The organism is Mesorhizobium sp. M1348 (assembly GCF_040317925.1).
Classification (GTDB): domain Bacteria; phylum Pseudomonadota; class Alphaproteobacteria; order Rhizobiales; family Rhizobiaceae; genus Mesorhizobium.
The window spans coordinates 274,183-300,861 of record NZ_JAMYLH010000002.1 but is presented as its reverse complement, the minus strand read 5'-3'; the positions used below and the strand labels follow the sequence as shown (position 1 = coordinate 300,861).

The window sequence follows — 26,679 nt, the reverse complement described above, 5'->3', positions numbered from 1 at the left end:
CGTCGCATGACAGATCGTCTGGTGCTTCTTGGCTCGAAGGGTGGTCCGGCGCTCCGGCCGGGCGGACCGTGGCCGAGTTCGTCGCTGCTGGAGATTGGCGGCCGCACCCTCGTCGTCGATTGCGGGCTGGGCATAACGCGCGGGCTGACCGATGCCGGTGTCAGCCTGAAGGCGCTCGACCTGATCTTCATCACGCATTTGCATTCAGACCATGTGCTGGAACTCGGACCATTGATCCACACTGCATGGACGGCCGGCCTGGCGACAGCGGTCAGCGTCTTCGGCCCGCCCGGCATCGGCCATTATTGGCAGCGCTTTTGCCAGGCAATGGAATTCGACATCGAGATCCGCATCGCCGACGAAGGCAGGCCGGATCTCCACGACCTGGTCTCGATTGTCGAGTTTGGCGAAGGCAAAGTAGTCGAAGAGCGCGGTCTCAAAATATCGGCCTTGCGCGTCGATCATCCGCCGGTGACGGACTGCTTTGCGCTGCGCTTCGAGCAAGCCGTGCAAAGCATCGTCTTCTCGTCCGACACCGCATTCTTTCCGCCATTGTCGGATTTCGCCCAACGCGCCGACGTCCTGGTCCACGAGGCCATGTTGGCAGAGGGCATCGAGCGGTTGGTCGCCAAGACCGGCAACGGCGCAAGGCTGAGGGAACACCTGCTTGCCAGCCACAGCTTTGCCGAGGAAGCGGGCCGCATCGCCAGTGATGCAGGCGTCAAAAGACTGGTCCTCAACCACCTCATTCCCGCCGACGATCCGGAGATCGGCGAAGCCGACTGGATTGCCGCCGTCAGGAAAACATGGGCCGGCGACTTGACGATCGGCCGCGACGGCCTTGTTGTGGAATTAAGCAGCACCAAAGCTGCGCCAGGAGAGGAAACCGCATGAAGCTTGCCACCTTGAAGGACGGGACGCGCGATGGAAAGCTCGTCGTCGTCTCGCGTGACCTGACGCGGTTTACCGATGCGTCGTTCCTTGTGCGGACGCTGCAGGCGGCGCTCGACGACTGGCGTCGCATCGCGCCGCATCTCGCTGCCATGGCCGAATCGCTGGAGAACAATGCGGTGCCGTCTGCCCGCTTTCACGAGCATGACGCTCATTCGCCGCTGCCGCGTGCCTACCAATGGGCCGACGGCTCGGCCTATGTGAACCATGTCGAGCTGGTGCGGAAGGCGCGCGGCGCCGAGATGCCGGCAAGCTTCTGGACCGATCCGCTGATCTACCAGGGCGGCTCGGACGCTTTCCTCGCACCGCGCGACCCAATCCGCATGACCGACGAGACACTTGGCATCGATATGGAAGGCGAGGTCGCCGTCATCGTCGACGACGTGCCAATGGGTGCTGGCCTCGATGAGGCGCGGGCAGCGATCCGGCTGGTCATGCTGGTCAACGACGTGACGCTGCGCGGCCTGACCGGACCCGAGCTCGCCAAGGGGTTCGGCTTCTTCCAGTCGAAACCGTCATCGGCCTTTTCGCCGGTAGCGGTGACGCCGGACGAATTGGGCGACGCCTGGGATGGCGGCAAGGTCAGCCTGCCGCTGCTGGTCGATCTCAACGGCAAACCGTTCGGCCGGGCGAACGCCGGCATCGACATGACCTTCGACTTTCCGGTGTTGATTGTTCATGCCGCCAGGACGCGGCCACTGGCTGCCGGCACCATCGTCGGTTCGGGCACCGTCTCCAACAAGCTCGACGGCGGGCCGGGCAAGCCTGTCTCGGCAGGCGGCGCCGGCTATTCCTGCATCGCCGAGTTGCGTATGATCGAGACCATCGAAGCCGGCGAACCGAAAACGCCGTTCCTGCGCTTTGGTGATACCGTGCGCATCGAGATGAAGGACAGGGGCGGGCATTCGATCTTCGGCGCCATCGAGCAGAAGGTCGAGAAATACGAGGGGGCAAGAGAATGACGGGCGAGACATTCTATCTGCTGTGCGGTGTCTGGGCCCTTGTCATGCTGGCGATCTTCATCCTGGCGATCCGCCTGAGCTATCGCATCGAGGCGCGCTCGCCCGACCTGACCAACCGCAGCGGCTTTCCGCGCAAGGCGATGATGTTTCACACCGTCACCAACACGAATGTCGCGCTGGACCAGGAAACGCAGGCCATGCGGCGGCGCATGATCGGGCTGCTGCTGATTGTTTTGGCTGGATTCCTGCTAATGTGGGCAGGCTTGTCTTTGGTCCGGTCACCGGCGTGATCAATCGTTCCTAGCGCTGGTGGACCCAAGATGCCTTACACCGCTACTTACCTTTGGTTTGTGGGAATTTCTGGCATCGCTGCTGCCTGGCTTTTGATTTCGGCCATCCGGCTCTGCCGTCAGGTCGAGGATCGATCTGAAGGACTGCGTAACTTCAGTAGCGTGGCGCATCGGCCGAAGCTTGCTGACGTCGCTATGAATCGGGATGTTGCGAGCGATGTTGAAACGCAAGCGCTGCGCCGCGGTATGATCGCTCGTCTGCTAGCCATAGGTGCTATCGGTATCGCTGTGAATTTGATTGCCTGGGCTGGTGTGTAACATGGACCTGCTGAACCATTTCCGCCGCATGGCGCGCAACAATCTGTGGTCCAACGACCGGCTCTATCGTGCCGTGCTGCAGCTTGAGCCCGGCGAATTCGAGGCTGAAAGGATAAGCTTCTTCCCATCGATCAAGGCAACGCTCAATCACATCCTGGCCGTCGATTATCTCTATCTCGATTTTCTCGAAGAGGGCGGCGTCGGCGCCGCGGCCTACGATGAGTTCTTGCTCTTCGACGAAGCGGACGCGCTCTTTGGCAAGCGGACGGAGGCCGACCGGCGGCTGATCGCTTTTTGCGACCGCCTGTCGACGGACGACCTCGATCGCCGCGTCGTCACCGACCGGCGCGAGGACGGCATGATACCGGAACGGATCGGCGACCTGCTCGCCCATCTCTTCATCCACGACATCCATCATCGCGGCCAGGTGCACGCGATGCTGTCCGGCACCTCGGTGAAACCGCCGCAACTCGACGAGTTCTTCCTCGATTACGATGTGAAGTTGAGGAAAGCCGAAGTCGAGCGGCTGGAGCTGGATGATCAGACCAACGCGACGTCGTAGGCTGAGAAATGTCGATCCGCAGTGACCACCGTCAGACCTTCAATTTGAGCCTGTGCGATGAGCAGACGGTCGAAGGGATCGCGATGATGGAACGGCAGATGCTCAAGCCTGGCTGCGTGTAGTTCATTCACACTGAGGATCGGAATGCCGTTCGATCGCAGGATTTCCACGATGTTGCCTGTGAGCGTGACTTTGCCGAGCGATTTCTTAATGGCGATCTCTGCTACCGAGACGGCGCTGACGACCACATCCTCGCCCGCAAGAAAGATGTCGCGATGGTGATCCGAAAGGCGTGAATCCGCGTTGAGTACCCAAAGCAGAATATGAGTATCCACCAGATATTGGCGGCTCATTTAATGTACTCGTCCCATTCGGGACCGAGTTCATCAAAATCATCCGATATCCGAATTTGGCCTTTCAGGGCCCCAAAAAGGCCTTTGCTCCCGCCAGCCCGGGTGGGCGCGCTCAAGGTCGCCACCACCTCTCCATGCCGCGTCAGATGGATCTCTTCGCCGGCCTGGGCACGTTTCACCAACTCGGAGAGTTGGGCCTTCGCTTTTGCCATCGGAACATTCATGGTCAGACCTCTTATGACCAGAATTTAGGTCATAACTGATCAAACCACAAGGCATCTCGGCCGAGCTGGCTACGCTGCCTTGCCGTCCACCTTCAGCACGCCGCGCTTGATCTGGTCCTGCTCGATCGACTCGAACAAGGCGCGGAAATTGCCCTCGCCAAAGCCTTCGTCGCCCTTTCTCTGGATGAACTCGAAGAAGATCGGGCCGATCACGGTTTTCGAAAAGATCTGCAGCAGGATCTTGGTCGTGCCGCCGTCGACGACGCCTTCGCCGTCGATCAGGATACCGTGCTTCTTCATGCGATCGATCGGCTCTTCATGGCCGTTCACGCGGGCAAAGGACATGTCGTAATAGGTCTCGGGCGGTCCCGGCATGAACTTCAGGCCGTTGGCGGCCAGCCTGTCGGTGGCGCCGTAAATGTCGTCGGTGCCGACCGCGATGTGCTGGATACCCTCGCCATTATACTTCTTCAGATATTCGGCGATCTGGCTGGTCTCGTCCTTGGACTCGTTCAGCGGGATGCGGATCTTGCCGCAGGGCGAGGTGATGGCGCGGCTGACCAGGCCGGTGATCTTGCCGTCGATGTCGAAGAAATGGATCTGCTTGAAGCCGAACAGGTCGCGGTAGAAATCCCACCATTTGTCCATCTGGCCGCGATAGACATTGTGGGTCAGGTGGTCGAGATAATAGAAGCCGACGCCTTCCGGCCTGGGATCGCGCTCGCTGAGCCAGTCGAACTCGGCGTCATAGGCCGAGCCCTTCTCGCCGTACGTTTCGATGAAATAGAGCAGCGAGCCACCGATGCCGACGATCGCCGGCACGTCGAGCGTCTTGTCGTTACCTTCATAGGGCGTCGCGCCCTTGGCCACAGCGTGATCGAAGGCGTGCCTGGCATCGACCACCCGCCATGCCATCGAGGCGGCGCAAGGCCCGTGCTTGTCGACGAATTTCATGGCATGCGAGCCGGGTTCGGCATTCACGACATAATTGATGTCGCCCTGCCGCCAGACGGTGATGTTCTTGCTGCGGTGCTTGGCGACCGGCACATAACCCATGCGGGTGAACAGCTCGGCGAGTTTTTCCGGCTCGGCATGCGCGAATTCGACGAATTCGAAGCCGTCGGTGCCGGCGGGATTGGCTTTGCTGATCTTGGCGGGCGGTGCGTCGTGCGGGAAGGGACCCATGGCATTGCTCCGAAATCTGGCATCGGCCGCGTCGGCCGTATCTGGGCGCAATCATAGCGCGGAGCGGATGCAAATTGCTTGCATTCAAACGCTTGAAATGGTCTGATCATGCGCGAGTTGTGCACTGCGGAGCTGAAATTCATGGATGAGGCGCGCATCGACCAGTTTGACCGCAAGATAATGGCTCTGCTGCAGGGCGATGCACGGCTGACCAACAACGATCTGTCGGAACGGGTGAACCTATCCGCTTCGCAATGCTCGCGTCGTCGCCAGCGGCTGGAGGAGGACGGCTATATCAAGGGCTACCGGGCGGTGCTCGACCGCGACAAGCTCGGCTTTTCCCTGGTCAACGTCATCTCGGTGACGCTCGCCACCCACAACCGCGACAATGCGCGGCGTTTCGGCGAATTGGTGGCGCGGCTGCCGCAAGTGCAGGAAGCGCACGCGCTGACCGGCGAGATGGATTATATATTGAAAGTCGTGACGCCCGACCTGAAGTCGCTGTCGGAATTCGTCAACGGCGTGCTTCTCCCGCACGAATCGGTGCAGCACGTGAAGACGGCGATCGTGCTGGAGACGCTGAAGGAAACCGGCGCGCTGCCGATCTGAGGGGCGCGAACGTTCACCCCTTCGACTGCTGGATCAGCCCATAGAGATTGGTGCAGCGGGCGCCGGAACGGCAATAGGCGAAGACCGGGCCTTCGAGTTCGTCAAGCGCCTCGGCCTGGTCCTCGACATTCTCGGCCGTGATCTGGCCGCTGATGACGGGGATGTAGCGGAAGGCGAGCCCGGCGCCCTCGACCGCCGCCTTGACGGTGTCGGCCGATGGCTGTCCAGGCTGCTCGTCGTCCGGCCGGTTGCAGATCACGCTCTTGAAGCCGGCCGCCTTGATGGTCGCGACATCCTCTGGCTGGATCTGGCCCGAGACCGAATAGTCCTCGCTGATCTGACGGTATTCCATGGCGGTGTCCTCGCAATCTGGTTAGCGGCAGTCTTGCCACTCCCTGACCCGGTCGGCAATCCGCGCGAAAAGAAATCCATCCGCGCAGATAGAGATTTCGATGCCGGAAATCCAGCCGGGCTAACGCCGCATGTCGCCAGGACGCATCATGCGCCAGCCCGGCTGGATGAACCGGATCGGTCGGCTCAGCTGCCGAGGATCGCGCCTTTGATCTGGGCGATGTTGTTGTGCATCAGGTCGATATAGGTCGAGGCCGGGCCGTCGGGCTGCGACAGCGCATCGGAATAGAGCGTGCCGCCCACCTTGATGCCGGTCTCGCTGGCGATCTGCTCGATCAGCCGCGGGTTGGTGATGTTCTCGACAAAGATCGCCGCCGCCTTGTCCTGCTTTATCTGGCTGACCAGCTTGGCGACGTCGGCGGCGGAAGGTTCCGACTCGGTCGACACGCCTTCCGGGGCCAGGAAGGTCAAGCCGTAGGCCTTTTCGAAATAGCCAAAGGCGTCGTGCGAGGTGATGACGACGCGCTTCTCTTGCGGGATCGACTGGATCGCCGCCTGCACTTCGCCCTCAAGCGCATCGAGCTTTTGCGTATAGGCGGCTGCATTGGCCTTGTAGCTGTCGCAACCCGCAGCGTCGGCCGTGCAGAAGGCGTCGGCGATGTTCTTCACATAGATCTTGGCATTGGCGATCGACTGGAAGGCGTGCGGATCGGTGACCGTCTTGCCGCCATCGGTTTCCGCGCCTTCGGCGGCGTCGGCTTCGGCGAATTCGGGTTTGAAATTGATCGGCGTGACGCCCTTGGTCAGCACGGCAATCGAGGCCTTGGTGGCGCTGGCGTCGACCAGGCGCTGCAGGAAACCTTCGAAATGCAGGCCGTTGACCAGCACGATGTCGGCCTTGGCCATCGCCACCGCGTCGGCGGGGCTCGGCTCGTAGACGTGGGCGTCGCCGTCCGGCCCGACGATGGTGGTCAGATCGATCCGATCGCCGCCGACATTCTTGGCGAAGTCTCCGATGATGGTGAAGCTGGCGACGACTTTCAACGGCTGAGCGAAGGCCGACGACGCGCCAAGGGCGGTTAATGTTATAACGCTCACGGCCAAGGCGGCGCGGATCGATTTCAGCATTGACGGGTCTCCTTTGTTGGGATCAGGCGGTTCTGTGGCGGTGGTGGACGATACGGGCGCGCAGGATGCCGCGCGTGCCGAACAGGATCGAGGCGAAATAGACGACGCCGGCGGACAGGATGATGGCCGGGCCGGAGGGCAGCGACGCATGGTAGGACAACAGCAGCCCGGCAATGCAGGAGGCAAAGCCGATCACTGTGGCCAGCACGCACATAGGCTCGACGCGGGAGGTCCAGAAACGGGCGGCGGCCGCCGGCAGCATCATCAGCCCGACCGACAGCAAGGTGCCGAGCGCCTGGAAGCCGCCGACGAGGTTGAGCACGACAAGGCCGAGAAAGATGAAATGCACCGGGCTGCCCATCCGGCTGACCGAGCGCAGGAACAAGGGGTCGAGGCATTCGGCGACCAGCGCCCGCCAGAAGATGGCGAGGCTTGCCAGCGTCACCACGACGATGCCGCCGATCAGCGTCAGCGCCTCGTTGTTGAGCGCCAGCACCGTACCGAACAGCACATGCATGAGATCGACGCTGGAGCCGCGGATCGACACCATAAGCACGCCGATGGCCAGCGAAATCAGATAGAAGGCCGCCATCGAGGCGTCCTCGCGCTGGATGGTGAAGCGCGAGACGGCACCGGCGCCGAGCGCCACGATGATGCCGGCGATCAGTCCGCCGATGGTCATCGGCAGGATTTCCAGGCCATAAAACAGGAAGCCGGCGGCAGCACCGGGCAGGATGGCATGCGCCATGGCGTCGCCGGACAGGCTCATGCGCCGCAGCATCAGGAACACGCCGACCGGGCAGGCGCCGAGCGACAGCATCATCGAACCGGCGAGCGCCCGCTGCATGAAGGCGTAGTCGGCGAAAGGAGCGACGAAAAGACCGTAAAGCACGTCCATCATGCCGCCCTCGGCCCGGAGCCGTGATGATGGTCGTGCAAGTGCTCGTGGCCACTGTGCTCGTGATCATGCTCGCCGGGCTCACACCATGGCGCGTTGTCCTCCCAGGCTTCGTGGAAGCGGCGCGCACGCAACAGATTCTCCGGCCGCAGCGTCTCCCTGGTCTCGCCCCAGGCGACCGGCTGGCGCGCCAGCAGCAGTGTTTCGGGGAAATTCTGCCGCACCAGGTCGAGATCGTGGACGACCACCATGATGGTGCGCTCCTCGCCATGCCAGCGCTTGATCAGCGCGATCAGGTCGCCGACCGTCTTCGTGTCGACCGCGTTGAACGGCTCGTCGAGCAGGATGAGCTCGGCATCCTGCAACAGCACGCGGGCAAACAGCGTGCGCTGCAGCTGGCCGCCCGACAGTGTGTCGATCGGGCGCTTCTCGAAGCCGCCGAGGCCGACGGCCATCAGCGCCTTGCTGACCGAGTCGCGATCTTCCCTTGTATAGCGGCCGAGCATACCGCGCCGCGGCCACAGGCCCAGCGAAACCAGGTCGACGACCCGGGCCGGAAAGGAGCGGTCCAGTTCCGATTGCTGCGGCAGATAGGCGGCACGCACGCCCGGCGCCCGGATCACCGCGCCGGCCATCGGCTTCAGGACGCCAACGATGCCCTTCATCAGCGTCGACTTGCCGGAGCCGTTGGCGCCGACGACCGCCGTCAACGATCCCTTGCGGATCGTACCATCGAGGTGGTGGATCGCCGGATGGCTGTTGTAGCCCAGCGTCAGGTCGCGGAAGGTCAGGCAGGTTTGGCTCATGTGACGATCCATGGGGCGACGATCGGTGCTGCAGGGGCGGATTCGATATGTGATGTTATTACATTAGTCAACAAGCCAATCGGGCGGAATTGCGGCCGGGCCGTCATATTGTGTGCTTTGGCTTGGCTCAAGAAGTTCCGCTCGAGCGACCTTGCCCCCGGCGAACCCGGCCCCTAAACAGGCGCAGCTGACAAGAGGAGAAGGAATATCCAATGAGCATTCGTCGCATCGATGTGGGCCCGCGCATGAGCCAGATCGTCATCCACGGCAACACCGTCTATCTGGCCGGTCAGGTCGGCAAGCCGGGCGGAAACGTCGGCGCCCAGACAAGGGACATTCTGGCGGCGATCGACGAATTGCTGGCCAAGGCCGGCACCGACAAGACCAAGATCCTGCAGGCGATCATCTGGCTGGCCGACATGAGCACCTTTGCCGAGATGAACGCGGAGTGGGACAAGTGGATACCGCAGGGCAACACGCCGGCCCGCGCCACGGGCGAAGCCAAGCTTGCCGGACCGGAATATCTGGTCGAGATTATTGTTACCGCGGCGATTTGAGAATGCAGCTCTAACCCTCCCCCTCGAGGGGTGGGGTCGGCGAGGTTGCACCGACCCCACCCCGCGTCACAAAATGCCGCCATGCGGCAATTTGCTCCGCGACCCTCCCCTCAAGGGGGAGGGTTTACCCCTGCGACGGCGTGAACCGCGCGACCAGCGTGTGGTTCTCCGCCGCATAGGTGAACCGGACATGGGTGACGGGGTGCTCCGCGCTCCATGTCCGCCGCTCGATCACCAGGCACGGCGCGCCCGTCTCGATGTCGAGCGCCGCCGCGATATGCCTTTCGGCGGCAACCGCGCGGATGCGATGCTCGGCGGCACTCCACGGCACGCGCCCGATCAGCCACGGACCGGGCGCGGTGTCGAAAAACGCCTCTTCGGCGGCCTCCGGCACGGCAGCCAGGTTGATCAGCCGCTGCTCGTGGGCGAATGGCCGCTTGCCGGCGAAATGCCGGCATTCCAGCACCAGCACCGGCCCAGCGACGTCGAGTTCCAGCAGGGCGCGGTCGTCGGCGCTGCTGCGTCTTCTGTTTCGCGCCACGCGCTCGTAGCGGTAGGGCAGGCCAAGTGCCTCGACCTCGATCCGGATGTCGTGGATTTCGAGAACGGCCGCCTGCGATTGCGGCCGGCGGACAAAACTGCCCGAACGACGCCGGCGCTCGATCAGCCCGGCCTTGGCTAGCTGCGACAGCGCCTTGTTCACCGTCATGCGCGAGCAATTGTACTCAGCCGTCAGTTCATGCTCGAACGGAATGCGGTGGCCGGGCGCCCAGGCCCCAGACAGGATCCGTTCGCTGATGTCCGACAGGATGCGCTGGTGCAGCGAAAGCGCCTCGCCGCCGTCCGCGCTTCCAGAATCCGCGCTTATTGTCTCGATCATGCTCATGCCGAAAGCACCGTCATCACCTTGCGGAACCGCTCGGCGATGGCTTCGCGCCTGGCATGCCTGCCGTCGCTGACCAGTTTCTTGCCATGCACCCAGACGCAATCGACCTTGGTGCCGTTGGCAAAAATCCAGGCGTCAAGGATTGCATCGCCCGTCTTGCCGGCCAGCGATGGATGATTGCCGTCGAGCGAGACGAAATCGGCCGAGGCACCTGCTGCGATCTGCGAGGGGCCGGCGCCAAGCGCGGCACTGCCACCCTCGAGCGCCGCATCGAACAAAGCACGGCCGGTCGAGCCACGGGCCACCGCCAACACGTTGCGGGCGCGGTGAGCGAGGCGCTGCGAATATTCGAGCTGGCGCAACTCATCGGGCAGGCCGATCAGCACGTTGGAATCCGAGCCGATGCCGAAGCGGCCGCCATGCTGCATGAACAGGGGCGCGGCAAAGGTGCCGTCGCCGAGATTGGCCTCGGTGATCGGGCAGAGGCCGGCAACGGCGCCGCTTTTCGCCATCTGGATCGTCTCGGCTTCGGTCATGTGGGTAGCGTGGATCAGACACCAGCGCTGGTCGACGTTGGCGTTGGCAAGCAGCCATTCGACCGGCCGCGCGCCGGACCAGGCAAGACAATCCTCGACCTCCTTCATCTGCTCGGCGATGTGGATGTGGATCGGCCCGTCCGGTGCAAACATTGTGAGCGCGGCGAGTTCCTCCGGTATCACAGCGCGCATGCTGTGCGGGGCGACGCCCACGACGCCTTGATTCAGCGCGCGAATGGATTCGCGGCTTTTCTCAACAAGCCGCGAGAACTGGTTCACATCGTTGATGAATCGCCGCTGGCCTTCATTTGGCGCAGCGCCGCCGAAAGAGGAATGCGCGTAGAGCACCGGCAGCAAAGTCAGCCCGATGCCTGTCTCGGACGCTGCAGCAATGATACGCTCCGCCATCTCGGCGATGTTGGCATAGGGCCGGCCGTCACGGTCGTGGTGGAGATAGTGAAACTCGCCGACGCGCGAGAACCCGGCCTCCAGCATCTCGACATAGAGCTGGGCCGCGACCACTTCGACCTGGTCCGGCGTCATCGCCAGCGCGAAGCGGTACATCACCTCGCGCCAGCTCCAGAAACTGTCGGCGGAAGGCCCGCGCAATTCGGCAAGGCCGGCCATGCCGCGCTGGAAGGCGTGGCTGTGCAGGTTCGGCATGGCGGGCAAGAGGATGGCGTGGCGCTCGTCGCCAGGCAGAGGCGAGGTATTCGCCTCGACCGTGGCGATCCTGCCGTCGGAGATGACGATCCGCACATTGCTGTGCCAGCCGTCGGGCAGAAGCGCCTGTTCCGCAAAGATTGCCGTCACGTTTTTCTCCAAATCCCGGCCTGCCATGCGATGATAGCGCTTGCAGTGCCTTTTGATATGTATATACATAATCGCCACCGATTGAAACGGAAAAGATGATGACTGCACAGAGCAAAAGCCGGGCAGGGGAGCTTCGCCTCTGGCGCAATGCGCGGCTCGCGACCATGGCCGAAAGCAGCGCCGGGTTAGGCGTCGTCGAGCACGGTGCAATCGCCGTGCGCAATGGCCGGATCGTCTATGCCGGGCCGGAAGCCGACATGCCGGCAGCACTCCGCGAGGGCGCCGAGGCGACCGACTGCGAAGGCCGCTGGATCACGCCTGGCCTTATCGACTGCCACACCCATCTGGTCCATGCCGGCAACCGTGCCAATGAATTCGAGATGCGGCTGGCCGGCGCCACCTATGAGGAGGTCGCCAGGGCCGGCGGCGGCATCGTTTCCTCGGTCAAGGCACTGCGCGCCGCCAGCGAGGACGAGCTGGTCGCCCAGTCGCTGCCGCGCCTCGATGCGCTGATCGCCGAAGGCGTCACCACCGTCGAGATCAAATCCGGCTACGGCCTCGACCTCGAAAACGAGAAGAAGTCGCTGCGCGCCTCGCGACGGCTGGGCGGTGAGCGGCCGGTGACGGTCAGAACCACTTTCCTCGGCGCTCATGCGCTGCCTCAAGAAGCAAAAGGTGACAAGGACGCCTTTATCGATCTTGTCGCCAACCAGATTTTGCCGGCCGTCGCGGCCGAGGGCTTGGCCGATGCCGTCGACGGTTTTTGCGAAGGCATTGCCTTTTGGCCCGAGCAGATTGCCCGCGTGTTCGATGCCGCGAAGGCGGCGGGCCTGCCGGTCAAGCTCCATGCAGACCAGCTGTCCAATCTTCACGGCGCGGAACTTGCGGCGCGCTATGGTGCGCTATCGGCCGACCACCTCGAATATACCGACGAGGCCGGTGCGGCGGCGATGGCGAAGGCAGGAACCGTGGCGACCATCCTGCCCGGCGCCTACTACTTCATACGCGAGACCAAGAAGCCGCCGATCACCCTGTTTCGCCAGCATGGCGTCAGGATGGCCGTTGCCACCGATAACAATCCCGGCACGTCGCCGCTGACCTCGCTGCTTCTGACCATGAACATGGCGGCCACGTTGTTCGGCCTGACCGTCGATGAATGCCTTGCCGGCGTTACGCGCGAGGCTGCCCGGGCGCTCGGGCTGCTTGGGCAGACCGGCACGCTGGAGGTCGGAAAATCCGCCGATCTGGCGATCTGGAACGTCGAGCGCCCGGCCGAGCTCGTCTACCGCATGGGCTTCAACCCGCTGCATGCCCGCATCTGGAGGGGACAATGACTGAACTCACGCTAAGGCCAGGCAATGCGACGCTGGCCGATTGGCGCGCCATCTATCGCGGCGCCGCACTGCGGCTCGACGATGCCTGCCGGCCGAAGATCAAGGCCAGCGCCGAGGCCGTCGCCAGGATCGTTGCCAAAGGCGAGCCGGTCTATGGCATCAATACCGGCTTCGGCAAGCTGGCCAGCGTCCGCATCCCCGCCGCCGACCTGGAGACGCTGCAGCGAAACATCGTGCTGTCTCATGCCGCCGGCGTCGGCGAGCCGATGCCCGTCGCAATTTGCCGGCTGATGATGGCGCTGAAGCTGGCCAGCCTGGCACAGGGCGCCTCCGGCGTGCGGCCGCGGACGATCGAACTGCTCGAGGCGATGCTGGCCAACGACGTTATCCCCGTGGTGCCGGCGCAAGGCTCGGTCGGCGCTTCTGGCGACCTTGCGCCGCTGTCGCACATGACCGCGGTGATGATCGGCGTCGGCGAATGTTTTACCCCGCATGGCCGCTTTCCCGCCAAGGTCGCCTTCGTTTCGCACGGCCTGGAGCCGGTGACATTGGGCGCCAAGGAAGGCCTGGCGCTGCTCAACGGCACCCAGTTTTCGACCGCCTATGCGCTGGCCGCTTTGTTCGAAGCGGAAGTGCTCTACCAGTCGGCGCTGGTCGCCGGCGCGCTGTCGACCGATGCCGCCAAGGGCTCCGACGCTCCGTTCGATCCACGCATCCATCTGCTCCGGAAGCATCGCGGCCAGATCGAGACGGCCGAGGCGTTGCGCAATTTGATGGCCGGCAGCGCCATCCGTGAATCGCACCGCGTCGGCGATGAGCGCGTGCAGGATCCATACTGCCTGCGCTGCCAGCCGCAGGTGATGGGCGCAGCGCTCGACGTGCTTCGCAAGGCCGCCGACACGCTCGGCACCGAGGCCAACGGCGTCACCGACAATCCGCTGATCTTTGCCGAGGATGACTCCGCACTTTCGGGCGGCAATTTCCACGCCGAGCCGGTGGCGTTCGCCGCCGACATGATCGCACTCGCCGTCTGCGAGATCGGCTCGCTATCGGAGCGGCGCATCGCGATGCTGGTCGATCCGGCACTGTCGGGCATGCCGGCCTTTCTGACGCCCAAGCCGGGGCTGAATTCCGGTTTCATGATCCCGCAAGTGACGGCGGCAGCGCTGGTTTCTGAAAACAAGCAAAAAGCCTATCCGGCCAGCGTCGATTCGATCCCAACCTCGGCCAACCAGGAAGACCATGTCTCGATGGCGGCGCATGGAGCGCGCCGCCTCATCGGCATGGTCGAGAATGCGACGGCCGTCATCGGCATCGAATTGCTGGCTGCCACACAAGGTTGCGATTTCCATACACCGCTGGTCTCGAGCGCGGCACTCCAGGCGGTGCGCCGGCTGGTCAGGGCAGAGGTGCCGCATCTCGACAACGACCGGCACTTCCACCCCGACATGGAGAAGGCCATCGCCATGGTACGCAGCGGTGCGGCGGTGGAAGCGGCAAGCGCGGTAAAGCTGCCGGGGGTGACGTCGTGAGGCCGTCGTCGCTGCGTTACGCCGGCATGGGTCGTGTTCCGTCGCGCCCCCCTCTGTCCTGCCGGACATCTCCCCCTCCAGGGGGGAGATTGGCAGCTTCGGCCCTGCGTTCATTTCTGCAACGTTGGAGATTGGCGAAAGCAGTCGTGACCGCCAATCTCCCCACTAGAGGGGGAGATGTCCGGCAGGACAGAGGGGGGCGCTGTCCCGCCAACCTCAGCCCGGCAACACCGAAACTTTCAAAGTCAGAAACAAAAAGCCCGCCTCGAGGGCGGGTTGTCGCGCCGAATCAGCACCATACTGAAATTATTAGCATAGCTGCCGGCACAAAGCAAGAACAAAATACGACACGGCCGGCAAAAAGCGAGGTCGGTGTTCACGGACGATTGCAAGGTCGCGTTCTGTCGCGCGGAGACTTCCGATGACCTCACCCTCCTGGCTCACCGTCACCCGAGGCACAGCACCCCTGCTGGTCTCGATCCCGCACACCGGCATCGACCTCGCCGGCCTCGACAGCCGGCTAATCTCGACCTGGCTCGGCCGCCGCGACTGTGACTGGTGGATCGACAAGCTTTATGACTTTGCCGAGAGCCTTGGCGCGACGGTCGTGCATACGGCGATTTCGCGCACCGTCATCGACGTCAACCGCGATCCGTCGGGCGCTTCGCTCTATCCCGGCCAGACGACGACCGGTCTCTGCCCGACCGAGACCTTTGACGGCGATCCGCTCTACCGTGAGGGCGAAGAGCCGGGACCGTCGGAGATCGACGAACGCCGCGAAAAATTCTTCGTACCCTATCATGCCGCTCTGCAGGCCGAGATCGACAGGCTGCGCGCTTTGCATGCGAAGATCGTCGTCTATGACTGCCATTCGATCCGCTCGGTGCTGCCGCGCCTGTTCGAAGGCAAATTGCCGGTCTTCAATCTCGGCACCAATGACGGCAAGAGCGCCGATCCCACGCTGCAGGAGAAAGTCACGCAGAGTCTCGCCGAAACCGGCGAGAGCTACGTCGTCAACGGCCGCTTCAAGGGCGGCTGGATCACGCGCCATTTCGGCCAGCCGCAAGCCGGCGTCCACGCGTTGCAGATGGAGCTCTCCAACCGCGGCTATCTGCGCGAGCCCGAAGGCAAGGGTATGCCCGGCAATTGGCCGGTGCCTTACGATGCCAAATTCGCGGCGCCGATCCGCGTCACGCTGAAGAAGATCCTGGAAACCGCGATCGCCTGGGCGGAGCGCTGATGCGCAGCGCGCCTCACTCGAAAGGGACAATCATGACCGATCCTCGCCACAACATCCGTGAAGTGCGCAGCCCGCGCGGCAACGAACTCAACGCCCGCACCTGGCTGACGGAAGCGCCGCTGCGCATGCTGATGAACAATCTCGACCCGGACGTCGCCGAAAATCCCAACGAGCTGGTCGTCTATGGCGGCATCGGCCGGGCGGCGCGCACCTGGAACGATTTCGACCGCATCGTTGCCTCGCTGAAGACGCTTGCAGACGACGAGACGCTGCTGGTGCAATCCGGCAAGCCGGTCGGCGTGTTCCGCACCCATCCGGACGCCCCGCGCGTGCTGATCGCCAATTCGAACCTCGTGCCGCACTGGGCGACATGGGAGAAATTCAACGAGCTCGATAGGAAAGGCCTGATGATGTACGGCCAGATGACGGCCGGCTCATGGATCTACATCGGCACGCAAGGCATCGTGCAGGGCACCTACGAGACCTTCGTCGAGGCCGGCCGCCAGCACTATGGCGGCAATCTCAGGGGCAAATGGATCCTGACCGGCGGCCTCGGCGGCATGGGCGGTGCCCAGCCGCTCGCCGCGGTCATGGCCGGCGCCTGCTGCCTGGCCGTCGAATGCGATCCCGACCGCATCGATTTCCGGCTGCGCACCCGCTATGTCGACGAGCGCGCCGACACGCTCGACGAGGCTCTCGAGAAGATCGAGCGCTGGACCAAAGCCGGTGAGGCGAAATCGGTCGGCCTGGTCGGCAACACCGCCGACATCGTGCCGGAACTGGTTCGGCGAGGCGTGCGCCCCGACATCGTCACCGACCAGACCTCGGCGCATGACCCGCTCAACGGCTATCTGCCCAAGGGCTGGTCGCTGGCCGAGTGGCGCGAGAAGCGCACCAGCGACCCGAAGGCGGTGGAAAAGGCTGCCCGCGCGTCAATGCGCGAGCATGTCGAGGCGATGGTGGCGTTCTGGAACGCCGGCGTGCCGACGCTCGATTACGGCAACAACATCCGCCAGGTGGCAAAGGAGGAGGGGTTCGAGAATGCCTTTGCCTTCCCTGGCTTCGTGCCGGCCTATATCCGTCCGCTGTTTTGCCGCGGTATCGGCCCGTTCCGCTGGGCAGCACTTTCCGGCGATCCCGAGGACATCTACAGGACCGACGCCAAGGTGCGCGAACTCACGCCCGGTAACACCCATCTGCACAATTGGCTCGACATGGCGCGCGAGCGCATCGCCTTCCAAGGCCTGCCGGCACGCATCTGTTGGGTCGGCCTTGGCGACCGCCATCGGCTCGGCCTCGCCTTCAACGAGATGGTCGCCAGGGGCGAACTGAAGGCACCGGTCGTCATCGGCCGCGACCATCTCGACTCCGGCTCGGTCGCTTCGCCGAACCGTGAGACGGAGGCGATGAAGGACGGCTCCGATGCCGTCTCCGACTGGCCGCTGCTCAACGCCCTGCTCAACACCGCCTCCGGCGCCACCTGGGTGTCGCTGCACCATGGCGGCGGCGTCGGCATGGGCTTTTCCCAGCATGCCGGCATGGTCATCGTCGCCGACGGCACGCGAGAGGCGGCGAAGCGCCTGGAGCGGGTTTTGTGGAACGACCCGGCGACCGGCGTCATGCGCCACGCCGATGCCGGCTATGACATTGCGATCGAATGCGCCAGGGAGAACCAGCTCAACCTGCCCGGCATATTGGGCTGAGCCGCGCCTTGCGCATCCTTCGGGCAGCCGAATACCGGTCGATGCCGTGGAAGAACGGCGGCGGGGTGACGACGGAGATTGCCGTCTCGCCGCCAGGTGCTGGGCTCGACGATTTCGACTGGCGCGTCTCGATGGCGCTGGTCGAGGGCGGCGGCCCGTTTTCCGGATTTCCCGGCGTCGACCGGACCTTGGCGTTGCTGGTAGGCGAGGGCATGGTCCTCGATATCGCCGGCCGGCCGCCGGTCGAAATCACCAAGGCTTCCGCCCCACTTGCCTTTCCAGCCGACGTGCCGACGCAAGCCACGCTGATCGCCGGTCCCATCACCGACCTCAACGTCATGACCCGCCGCGCCCGGGCGGCCCACACGGTCGAGCGCCTGCTGATTTCGGCTCCGACGAAAATCCGGGCTGGAGCCGATGAAACACTCATCCTGTCCCTCGACGGCGAGCTCAGGGTGGCCGGCGCGGCGCCCATGCAACTTAGGCCGCTCGATGCGCTGTTGCTCGGGCCGCAAGCGCCGGAACTGCGCCTGCATCCCGTCCGGCCGGCGATGCTGTTCGTGATCCGCATCGACCTCATTGCCGGCAACGATTAACGCCTGTTTCCAAACATGATCGCGATGCCGGCCAAATATCGCGTAAGCTGGTCGCTGCATCACGAAAAAGCCTGAATCTTCCGCCGATCAGAGGCCGAAACGATGCTCGGAGCGCTCGCCTGGACGTTGTCGAAAGACGACACCTTGTCGTGGTGCGGAAACAAACATTCGGCCAAGTGTTGCGATGCAACCAATTGCATTTGGACCGGTTTTAGGGACATTGCCGTGGCGGTGACGCCGCACTGCGTCCCCAACACGGAACCTTAGATGAATATCCAGACCAATCTCGCACAGATCGAAAAGACGAGCGCCAGCTTCCCGGCTGTCACCGACGAGCCGATACGCTCCCATTTCCTGCCGGAAGATCGGCTGCGAGCGTTGGGCGCAGCCCTTGCCAATGGCGATGCCAAGGATTTGTTCGGTCTGACGCCTTTCGATTTTCAGGCGCGCATCCGCGACAGCGCCAGGAAGATTCTCGATGTCTACCGTTCCACCAACGCTGCCCAGGCGAGGGGCGAAACGATCACGCCCGCGGCGCAGTGGCTGCTCGACAACAACTACCTGGTCGAGGAGACCATTTTTCAGGTCAAGCGCGACCTGCCGCGCCGCTTCTATCGCCAGTTGCCGACGCTGAAACTGTCCGACGGATCCAGCGTGCCGCGCGCGCTGGCGGTCGCATGGACCTATGTCGCGCATTCCGACAGTTCCGTCTCGTCGGCCATGTTCAAGGCGATCGTCGAAGGCTTCCAGTCCGTCGAGCCGCTGAAGATCGGCGAATTGTGGGCGCTGCCGTCGCTGCTGCGCTTCGTCCTGATCGAGAACCTTCGCCGCATCGCGGTCCGCGTCAATCGCACGCGGGAACTGCGCCAGATCGCCAACGAGGTCGCCGACCGTGTGCTGGCGACGGACGACAGCGCCGACCGGCAGGCGATACTTTCCCATTACAGCGCCCATGCGCAGGACACCACCTTCGCCACCCAGTTGCTCTACCGGCTGCGTGACGGCTCGCAAAATGCCGGCAGGGCGCTGGAATGGCTGGAGGGCGAGCTGGAAAGGACCGGCTCCGACGCCGAGGAAATCATCCTCAGCGAGCACCACACGCTGTCCAGCGGCAACGTGACCACCGGCAACATCATCCGCGGCCTGCGCCTCATCAACGACATCGACTGGACGGTGTGGTTCGAGGGCGTCAGCCGCATCGACACCTTGCTGCGCGAACGCACCGATTTCGCCGCGCTCGATTTCTTTTCGCGCGACCAATACCGGACTGCGATCGAGGAGCTGGCACGCCGTTCCGATCTCTCCGAATTTCGCGTTGCCGAAAGGGCGATCGAACTCGCCGGCCATGCTGCCGATGCACCGGGCTCCGAAACCGGCCCGATCGCTCACACCGACGTCGGCTTCTTTCTCGTCGGCCCGCGCCGGATGGAGCTCGAGCGGTCGATCGGCTATCGGCCGACCATCGGCAAGACGATCAGCCGGACATTCCGCAAGACCGGATGGCTGGGCATCGTCGTGCCGGTCTTTGCGCTGACGGTCCTGCTTCTGGTCGTTTCCGGCAATGCGCTTGTCAATCTCGGCCTGTCGGTGCCGTCGATCGTCCTGATGCTGGCCCTGTTCGCAGTGCCGGCCAGCGAAGGCGCGCTCGCATTCTTCAACACCGTCGTCTCGCTGTTTTTGAAGCCGACACGTCTCATCGGCTATGATTTCAGGCACGGTGTGCCGGCCGAGGCACGCACACTGGTCGTGGTGCCGTCGCTGATCGGCTCGCGCGACGATGTCGAGGAGAACATCCGCAACATCGAGGTGCATCACCTCGCCAACACGGCGGGTGAGGTCTATTTCGCGCTGCTTTCCGACTGGCCTGACTCGAAGACCGAGATCGATACGGCGGATGTCGAAATCCTCGAATTCGCACGTGCCGAAATCGCCAGGCTGAATGCCCGCTATCCCTCGGAAGGCGCGCCGCGCTTTTATCTGCTGCATCGGCGCCGGCTCTACAACGCGTCGCAAGGCGTCTGGATGGGCTGGGAGCGCAAGCGCGGCAAGCTGCACGAATTGAACCTCCTGCTGCGCGGCGACAGCGACACCACCTTCCTGCCGTTGGAAGTGCCATTGCCGGAGAGCGTCGTCCACGTGATGACGCTGGACGCCGACACCCGCACCACCCGCGACGCCGTCGCCGCGCTGGCCGGCAAGCTTTGCCACCCGCTCAACCGTCCGCATTTCGACGTGGCCCGGCGCGAGGTCATCGCAGGCAATTCCATCCTGCAGCCGCGCATCACTGCGTCGCTGACCAGCGGCGACGAGGCGTCGTTCTTTCAGCGTGTCTTTTCCGCCAATCGCGGGCTCGACCCGTATGTCTTTGCCGTGTCGGACCTCTACCAGGACATCTTCGGCGACGGTTCCTTCACCGGCAAGGGTCTCTACCATGTCGACGCCTTCGAGGCGGCGCTGAAGGGCCGCATCGAGGAAAACACCATCCTCAGCCATGATCTGCTTGAAGGCGCGCTGGCGCGATCGGCCTTGGTCACCGACGTCGAACTGGTCGAGGACTATCCGACCCGCTATTCGGTCGATGCGTCGCGCCACCATCGCTGGGCACGCGGCGACTGGCAGCTTCTGGGCTTCATCCTCGGCCCGCGCTCAAACGTGCCGGCGCTGTCGCGCTGGAAGATGGTGGACAATCTGCGCCGCTCGGTGACGCCGATCTTCTGGGTGATGGCCGCGATCGCCGGCTGGACGCTGCTGCCCTTCACGCAGGCCGCGCAATGGCAGGCGCTGCTGATCCTTACGCTGTTCATGGCGCCCACTTTCGACATCGTCAACGCCATCCTGCCGAAGAGCGGCGATCAGACGCCGCGCGGCCATTTCTCGGCGCTGGCACGCGACGTTGCATTCGGTACCGCCCTGGTAGCGCTGAAGATCGTGCTGATGGCGCACCTAGCCTGGATGATGGGCGACGCAATCATCCGAACGCTCTACCGCCTGTTCGTCAGCCGCCAGAACCTGCTCGAATGGCGCACCGCCTCGCAGGCACACAAGGGCGGCGACAACGATCTCGGCTCCTATTACAGCATCATGTACGGCGCGGTGATCATCGGCGTCGTCGGCCTCGCCGTCCCGGTGCTGGCCGATTCCACCGGCGCCTTTGTCGCCTTCTTCTTTGCCTTGTTCTGGATCGGCTCGCCCGCGATCGCCTGCTGGATCAGCCGTTCGGCCGAAACCGAGGACCGCCTGCGCATATCGGCCGCCGACATCCACGCGCTGCGCACCGTGGCGCGGCGTACATGGCACTATTTCGAGACCTTCGTGACGGCCGAGCATCACCATCTGCCGCCGGATAATTTCCAGGAAAGCCCGGCCCCCGTTGTGGCGCCCCGCACCTCGCCGACCAATATCGGCGTCTACCTGCTGTCGGTGATTTCGGCGCGCGATTTCGGCTGGATCAGCCTCTCCGACGCCGTCAACCGCATCGACGCGACCATGTCGACCATCGAGAGCATGCCGCGCGACCGCGGCCATCTCTTCAACTGGTATGACACGACGACCCTGAAGCCGCTCTACCCGCTTTACATTTCGGCCGTCGACAGCGGCAATCTCGCCGGCCATCTGGTGGCCGTGGCCGCTGCCTGCGCCGAATGGGCCGAAGCGCCGTCGGTGCATGTGCAGGGCGACTTCGAAGGCATCCTCGACACCGTCACCATCCTCGACGAGAGCCTTGAGGAACTGCCCGACGACCGGCGTCAATTGCGGCCCTTGCGCCAGCGGCTCGCCGACCGTCTCGACGGCATGCGTAGGGCGGTCGAATTGATCAAGGCGCAGCCGGAGATGGCGTCGATCCGCACCATCAACCTGGCCGTCCTGGCCGGCGAGATACGCAAGCTCGCGACAGCCATCCACACCGAAGCCGCATCGACCCAGAGCGACACCATCGCCGATTGGGCGGCCAGGCTCGAAGCCACCTGCGAGGCGCATGTGCACGACGCGCACAGCGACGAAAACGCCGTCGCGGCATTGCGGGCCAAGCTTCTGACCTTGCGCGAGCGCACGCGCCGTTTCGCCTTCGAGATGGATTTCTCGTTCCTGATGCGGCCCGAACGCAAGCTCCTGTCGATCGGTTACCGGGTCGAGGAGCATCAGCTCGACGAAAGCTGCTACGACCTTTTGGCCTCCGAGGCGCGGCTGACCAGCCTGTTCGCCATCGCCAAGGGCGATTTGCCGACCGAGCACTGGTTCCGGCTCGGCCGGCCGATCGTCGAGATCGGCTTCCAGGGCGCACTGATGTCCTGGTCCGGCTCGATGTTCGAATATCTGATGCCGCCACTGGTGATGAAGGAGCCGCAAGGCAGCATTCTCAACCAGACCAGCAAGCTCATCATCAAGCGCCAGATCCAGTATGGCCGTTCGAAGAACGTTCCCTGGGGGATTTCGGAAGCGGCCTACAACGCCCGCGACCGCGAGCTGACCTATCAGTACACCAATTTCGGCGTGCCCGGGCTCGGCCTGAAGCGCGGCCTTGGCCAAAACACGGTGATCGCGCCTTACGCGACCGTCCTGGCAGCGCAGTTCACGCCGCATGAATCCGTCCAGAACCTGGCCAGGCTGAGGCGGCTGGGCGCACTGGGCCGGCACGGTTTTTACGACGCGGTGGATTTCACGCCGCAACGCGTCCCCGAGGGCACCGACCACGCCGTCGTGCTCAATTACATGGCCCACCACTCCGGCATGTCGATTGCCGCAGTTGCCGATGCGATCTTCGAAGGGCGCCTGCGCGACCGCTTCCACAGCGATCCGGTGATCGAGTCGGCCGAATTGCTGCTGCAGGAAAGGGCGCCGCGCGACATCCCGACCGCGACCGTCAGGACCGAGGCCGACGAGCGCTCGAAGGACGAGACCGAGCTGGAAAGCCCGGATACGCGCATCGTGCTCGATCCGCTCAGGGCGCTGCGCTCGACCAGTGTCATGTCCAATGGCCGCTACTCGGTCATGGTCACCGCCACCGGGTCCGGCTACAGCCGCTTGGGCGAACTTGCCGTCACGCGCTGGCAGCCGGATCCGACCGAGGACCGCCTTGGTTCCTATATTTTCCTGCGCGACGCCAGCAACGGCGATTGGTGGTCGGCCACCGCCGAGCCGAAGCGCGCCGCTGGCGAGCGTGCGCAGACGCTGTTTTCCGACGACAAGGCGAGCTTCGTCAAATCGATCGGATCGCTGCGTTCGGAAGTCGAGTGTATCGTCATCTCGGAAGGCAATGGTGAGGGCCGACGGGTGACGCTCCACAATGATGGCCCCGCCGACCGGCATATCGAAGTAACCTCGTTTGCCGAACTGGTGCTGGGCTCCGAGCCCTCGGATAATGCCCATCCGGCTTTTTCGAAGATGTTCGTGGAAACCGAGATCGCGCCGAACAACGGCGCGATCTTCGCCACCAGGCGCAAGCGCGAAAAGGACGAACCCGACGTCACCATGGTGCATTTCGTCACCGACCCGTCTGGATCGGCGCGAGACGCCGAGGCGGAAACCGACAGGCGCGCCTTCATCGGCCGCGGCCGCACCATCACCGAGGCGGCTGCCTTTGATCCCGGCGCCAAGCTTGGCGGCCATTCCGGCTTCACCCTGGATCCGATCGCATCGCTTCGCCGGCAGGTGCGTGTGCCGGCCAACAAGAAGATTTCGTTGACCTTCTGGACCGTCGTCGGTACCCATCGCGCCGAATTGGATGCCGCCATCGCACGGCTCGACCATCCCGAAAGCTTCGCCCGCCAGGCGATGCTCGCCTGGACGCGCTCGCAGGTGCAGACCCGACACCTTGGCCTCAGCCTGTCCGACGCCGCCAATGTGCAGAAGCTGGCGCGCTATCTGATCTATCCCGATCCGTTCCTGCGCCTTCCGGGCGAATCCATCGTCTCCGGGCTCGGCAGGCAGTCCAGCCTGTGGCCGACCAGCATATCCGGCGATTTTCCGATTTTCCTGGTCAGGATCGCCGATGTCGCCGATCTGGAGATCGTCGCCCAGGCGCTTCGCTTCCAGGAATACATGCGTGCCCGCGGCATGATGATCGATTTTGTCGTCGTCAACGAGCAGGCGTCATCCTACGTGCAGGACCTGCAGCGCGCGGTGGAGACGCTGTGCGAAAACAGCCGGTTGCGCGGCAAGGAGCTCGGACCCCGCCAGCACATCTTCGCGGTGCGCCGTGACCTGATGGAGGAAACGACCTACAGGACCTTGCTCGCCGTCGCTCGGGTGGTGCTGCATACGCGCAACGGCACCATCTTCGACCAGATCGAGCGTGCCGAGACCGCGGCACTGCAGGCGCGAGACGCCGCCCTCCAGCCGGCAGACCTTGCAGCCCTTCGCGAGCCGTCCTTGCCGGTGCCGACGTCGCACGCATCTGCCGCCCAGGCACTGATCGAGGGCCGCGTCGACGGCAGCGGGCTCGACCAATGGAACGGTTTCGGCGGCTTCGACAGCGACGGACGCCACTACGTCGTGCGTCTTGCCGGCCGGCGCACGACGCCGCAGCCGTGGATCAATGTCATCTCCAACCCATCGTTCGGTTTCCACATATCGGCTGAAGGCGCTGCCTTCACCTGGAGCCGCAACAGCCGCGACTATCAACTGACGCCATGGTCGAACGATCCGGTCACCAACCGCCCGGGCGAGGGCATCTATATCTACGATCAGGCCAGTGGCAGGGCGTTCTCGCCAATGGCTGCCGTGGTGCGTGATCCGACAATGACCTACGAAACCTGGCACGGGCAGGGTTTTTCGACATTCCGCTCAAAGCGCGGGCCGCTGTCGATGGACCTGACCCATGTCGTCGATCCCGTCGATCCGGTGAAGATATCGCGGCTGCGCATCCAGAATTCGGGTTCGGTGCCGATGCGGCTGCGCGTCTACGCCTATGCGGAATGGGTTCTTGGCGGCCATCGCTCGCGCACCGCTGCAAGCATCGTTCCGTCGAGGGATGCCGCGACCGGCGCTTTGCTGGCGCAAAATCCCTATGGGCTCGATTTCGGCGAGCGGATCGCCTTTCTGGCCGCCGACGGTCCGGTGCATTCGGTCACCGCCGACCGCGGCGAGTTCATCGGCAGGCAAGGCACGAGCGAGTTTCCGCATGCCGTGCTGAGCGGCGCCGGCCTGTCGGGCCGTGTCGAGGCCGGCGACGATCCCTGCGCCGCCATCGCACGCGACATCGACATCGCTGCCGGTGGCGACGTCACGCTGCTCTGGCTGCTCGGCGACGCGGCCTCGCCCGAGGAGGCCAGCGCGCTGGTGCAGACCCATCGCTCCAGGGATTTCGATCAGCGGCTGGCCGACAACCAGCGCACATGGCGCGGCTTTCTCGACACCATCCAGGTCGAGACGCCGGACAAGGCACTCGACGCCATGGTCAATCACTGGCTGCCCTACCAGAGCCTGGCCTGCCGCATCCGTGCCCGCTCTGCGTTCTATCAGGCGAGCGGTGCCTTCGGCTTCCGCGATCAGTTGCAGGACACCTTGGCCTTGCTGGCGCATGACCCCAGGCTGGCGCGTGATCAGATCCTCAACGCGGCGCGGCGGCAATTCCCCGAAGGCGACGTGCAGCATTGGTGGCTGCCGCGCACCGAGGCCGGCGTCCGCACCATGATCTCGGACGACGTGGTCTGGCTGGCCCACGCCACGGCCCGCTACCTGCTGGTGACCGGCGACACCGCGATCCTGAAGGAGCAACTGCCCTTCATCGAAGGGCAGCCGCTGGGCGAAGGCGAGCACGATGCTTTCTTCATCCCGGAAATCTCGAAGAAGACAGCCTCGCTCTATGACCATTGCGCGCGGGCGCTCGATCTTGCCGTCAAGCGCAGCAGCCCGGCCGGGCTGCCGCTGATCCTCGGCGGCGACTGGAACGACGGAATGAACCGCGTAGGCGAGCACGGCAAGGGCGAGAGCGTATGGCTGGGCTGGTTCCTGCTGAAGACGCTGGGCGACTTTGCCGCTGTCGCCAAGGCGGAGCGCGATGCCAAGCGCGTGCAAGCCTGGACGAAGCACGCCGAGGTGCTGAAGCGGGCGCTGGAAAGCACTGCCTGGGATGGCGAGTGGTATCGGCGCGGCAGCTTCGACGACGGCACGCCGCTCGGCTCGCGCAAATCGGACGAGTGCAAGATCGACTCGATCGCCCAGTCCTGGAGCGTGCTTTCGGGCGAGGGCGACCCGGCGCGGTCGACCACGGCAATGGGGCAGGCGATGAAAGCGCTCGTCGACGACGAGCTCAACATCGTCAAACTGTTCACCCCGCCCTTCTCGAAGACGGAAAGGGACCCGGGCTACATCAAGAGCTATCCGCCGGGGGTCCGTGAAAACGGCGGCCAATACACGCACGCCGCGACATGGTTCGTTATTGCGCTCGCCGAGATGGGTCGCACCGACGATGCCTACCGTTGCCTTTCGATGCTAAATCCGGTCAACCATGCTCTCGATGAAGCCGCGGCAGAGCGCTACCGGGTGGAACCTTACGTCGTCGCGGCCGATGTTTATTCCGGGCAAGACAAGGGCGGCCGAGGCGGCTGGACCTGGTATACCGGGTCGGCGGGCTGGCTTTATCGCGCTGCGGTCGAGAGCATTCTCGGCATAGAGCGCCGCGGACAGCGCATCCAATTCACGCCGCGACTTCCCAGCCATTGGGACGGCTATTCGGCAACCCTGAAGATGCTGGGCGCCGAGATCAAGGTACGCGTCGTCCGCGACAAAAAGGCCCGGGCCATCTCACTTGAAGTGAATGGCACGAAGACCAAATCTTCGTCCTTCGAGCCAAAAGCCGGAAACAATGCCGAGGTGGTCGTTAGAATACCGACCTAGATTCAAA

22 protein-coding genes are annotated in these 26,679 nt (G+C 63.9%); 13 read left to right on the top strand and 9 right to left on the bottom strand.

The annotated features are described in order from the left end of the window. Positions 1-6: 6 nt before the first annotated feature. Genes NKH13_RS05545 through NKH13_RS05525 form a run of 5 tightly spaced genes read left to right on the top strand, consistent with a single transcriptional unit; the run spans position 7 to position 3,083 of the window. Entirely contained in the window at positions 7-894 is an 888-nt protein-coding gene (locus NKH13_RS05545) for an MBL fold metallo-hydrolase (RefSeq protein ID WP_352911070.1), read from the top strand. Next, a complete protein-coding gene (locus NKH13_RS05540; RefSeq protein ID WP_352911068.1) occupies positions 891-1,913 on the top strand; it encodes a fumarylacetoacetate hydrolase family protein in 1,023 nt (340 codons plus the stop codon). The genes NKH13_RS05545 and NKH13_RS05540 overlap by 4 nt, the downstream gene beginning before the upstream one ends. A gap of 44 nt (positions 1,914-1,957) precedes the next feature. Further along, positions 1,958-2,203 (top strand): hypothetical protein, encoded by a 246-nt coding sequence (locus tag NKH13_RS05535; protein WP_352911065.1) that lies wholly within the window; start codon positions 1,958-1,960, stop codon positions 2,201-2,203. A gap of 30 nt (positions 2,204-2,233) precedes the next feature. Next, positions 2,234-2,521 (top strand): hypothetical protein, encoded by a 288-nt coding sequence (locus NKH13_RS05530; RefSeq protein ID WP_352911062.1) that lies wholly within the window; start codon positions 2,234-2,236, stop codon positions 2,519-2,521. Position 2,522: 1 nt separating this feature from the next. Next, the gene (locus tag NKH13_RS05525) at positions 2,523-3,083 is read left to right on the top strand and encodes a DinB family protein (RefSeq protein ID WP_352911059.1); all 561 of its coding nucleotides are present in this window, start codon (positions 2,523-2,525) and stop codon (positions 3,081-3,083) included. Here the strand turns inward: NKH13_RS05525 and NKH13_RS05520 are convergent. From NKH13_RS05520 to hppD, 3 genes are all read right to left on the bottom strand, one after another. After that, positions 3,062-3,436, bottom strand: a complete 375-nt coding sequence (locus NKH13_RS05520) for a type II toxin-antitoxin system VapC family toxin (protein ID WP_352911057.1) — start codon at positions 3,434-3,436, stop codon at positions 3,062-3,064. The genes NKH13_RS05525 and NKH13_RS05520 overlap by 22 nt on opposite strands. Next, complete coding sequence (locus NKH13_RS05515; RefSeq protein WP_352662998.1) at positions 3,433-3,660, bottom strand: type II toxin-antitoxin system Phd/YefM family antitoxin; 228 nt, start codon at positions 3,658-3,660, stop codon at positions 3,433-3,435. Before NKH13_RS05515 ends, NKH13_RS05520 begins: the two co-directional genes overlap by 4 nt. Before the next feature lie 69 nt (positions 3,661-3,729). Next, positions 3,730-4,845, bottom strand: coding sequence for a 4-hydroxyphenylpyruvate dioxygenase (gene hppD, locus NKH13_RS05510; RefSeq protein WP_352911054.1), 1,116 nt, complete (start codon positions 4,843-4,845; stop codon positions 3,730-3,732). A gap of 141 nt (positions 4,846-4,986) precedes the next feature. Here hppD and NKH13_RS05505 point away from each other — a divergent pair, with 141 nt between their 5' ends. After that, positions 4,987-5,454, top strand: coding sequence for an Lrp/AsnC family transcriptional regulator (locus NKH13_RS05505; protein ID WP_023674409.1), 468 nt, complete (start codon positions 4,987-4,989; stop codon positions 5,452-5,454). Between the two features lie 13 nt (positions 5,455-5,467). Here the strand turns inward: NKH13_RS05505 and NKH13_RS05500 are convergent, their stop codons facing one another. From NKH13_RS05500 to aztA, 4 genes are all read right to left on the bottom strand, one after another. Then, on the bottom strand, positions 5,468-5,806 hold the full coding sequence (locus NKH13_RS05500) for a protein tyrosine phosphatase family protein (protein WP_023674411.1): 339 nt from the start codon (positions 5,804-5,806) through the stop codon (positions 5,468-5,470). Positions 5,807-5,991: 185 nt separating this feature from the next. Then, positions 5,992-6,933 carry a zinc ABC transporter substrate-binding protein AztC gene (gene aztC, locus NKH13_RS05495; protein WP_352911050.1) on the bottom strand — a complete coding sequence of 314 codons (942 nt, stop codon included), beginning with the start codon at positions 6,931-6,933 and terminating at the stop codon, positions 5,992-5,994. Positions 6,934-6,955: 22 nt separating this feature from the next. Continuing rightward, positions 6,956-7,831, bottom strand: coding sequence for a zinc ABC transporter permease AztB (aztB, locus tag NKH13_RS05490; protein WP_254817491.1), 876 nt, complete (start codon positions 7,829-7,831; stop codon positions 6,956-6,958). Then, positions 7,831-8,637, bottom strand: coding sequence for a zinc ABC transporter ATP-binding protein AztA (aztA, locus tag NKH13_RS05485; protein WP_352911047.1), 807 nt, complete (start codon positions 8,635-8,637; stop codon positions 7,831-7,833). The genes aztB and aztA overlap by 1 nt, the downstream gene beginning before the upstream one ends. A gap of 212 nt (positions 8,638-8,849) precedes the next feature. Between aztA and NKH13_RS05480 the strand changes: the two genes are divergently transcribed. Next, complete coding sequence (locus NKH13_RS05480; protein ID WP_352714942.1) at positions 8,850-9,194, top strand: RidA family protein; 345 nt, start codon at positions 8,850-8,852, stop codon at positions 9,192-9,194. Positions 9,195-9,318: 124 nt separating this feature from the next. Here NKH13_RS05480 and hutC read toward each other — a convergent pair whose 3' ends face one another. Both hutC and NKH13_RS05470 read right to left on the bottom strand, forming a co-directional pair. After that, entirely contained in the window at positions 9,319-10,080 is a 762-nt protein-coding gene (gene hutC, locus NKH13_RS05475; RefSeq protein ID WP_352911045.1) for a histidine utilization transcriptional repressor HutC, read from the bottom strand. Continuing rightward, complete coding sequence (locus NKH13_RS05470) at positions 10,077-11,429, bottom strand: formimidoylglutamate deiminase (protein WP_352911043.1); 1,353 nt, start codon at positions 11,427-11,429, stop codon at positions 10,077-10,079. Before NKH13_RS05470 ends, hutC begins: the two co-directional genes overlap by 4 nt. Before the next feature lie 98 nt (positions 11,430-11,527). Between NKH13_RS05470 and hutI the strand changes: the two genes are divergently transcribed. The 6 genes from hutI to NKH13_RS05440 all read left to right on the top strand — a co-directional run bounded on the left by hutI (position 11,528) and on the right by NKH13_RS05440 (position 26,672). Beyond that, positions 11,528-12,763, top strand: a complete 1,236-nt coding sequence (hutI, locus tag NKH13_RS05465) for an imidazolonepropionase (RefSeq protein ID WP_352911041.1) — start codon at positions 11,528-11,530, stop codon at positions 12,761-12,763. Further along, positions 12,760-14,295: a histidine ammonia-lyase gene (gene hutH, locus NKH13_RS05460; protein WP_352911039.1), complete on the top strand. Its 1,536-nt coding sequence runs from the start codon at positions 12,760-12,762 to the stop codon at positions 14,293-14,295. The genes hutI and hutH overlap by 4 nt, the downstream gene beginning before the upstream one ends. A gap of 421 nt (positions 14,296-14,716) precedes the next feature. Then, on the top strand, positions 14,717-15,535 hold the full coding sequence (gene hutG / locus NKH13_RS05455; RefSeq protein WP_352911037.1) for an N-formylglutamate deformylase: 819 nt from the start codon (positions 14,717-14,719) through the stop codon (positions 15,533-15,535). Positions 15,536-15,567: 32 nt separating this feature from the next. Further along, positions 15,568-17,238 carry a urocanate hydratase gene (gene hutU, locus NKH13_RS05450; RefSeq protein WP_352911035.1) on the top strand — a complete coding sequence of 557 codons (1,671 nt, stop codon included), beginning with the start codon at positions 15,568-15,570 and terminating at the stop codon, positions 17,236-17,238. An 8-nt stretch (positions 17,239-17,246) separates the two neighbouring features. Beyond that, a complete protein-coding gene (locus NKH13_RS05445; RefSeq protein WP_352911032.1) occupies positions 17,247-17,834 on the top strand; it encodes a HutD/Ves family protein in 588 nt (195 codons plus the stop codon). A gap of 267 nt (positions 17,835-18,101) precedes the next feature. Then, positions 18,102-26,672, top strand: a complete 8,571-nt coding sequence (locus NKH13_RS05440) for a glycoside hydrolase family 94 protein (RefSeq protein WP_352911030.1) — start codon at positions 18,102-18,104, stop codon at positions 26,670-26,672. Positions 26,673-26,679: the final 7 nt, after the last annotated feature.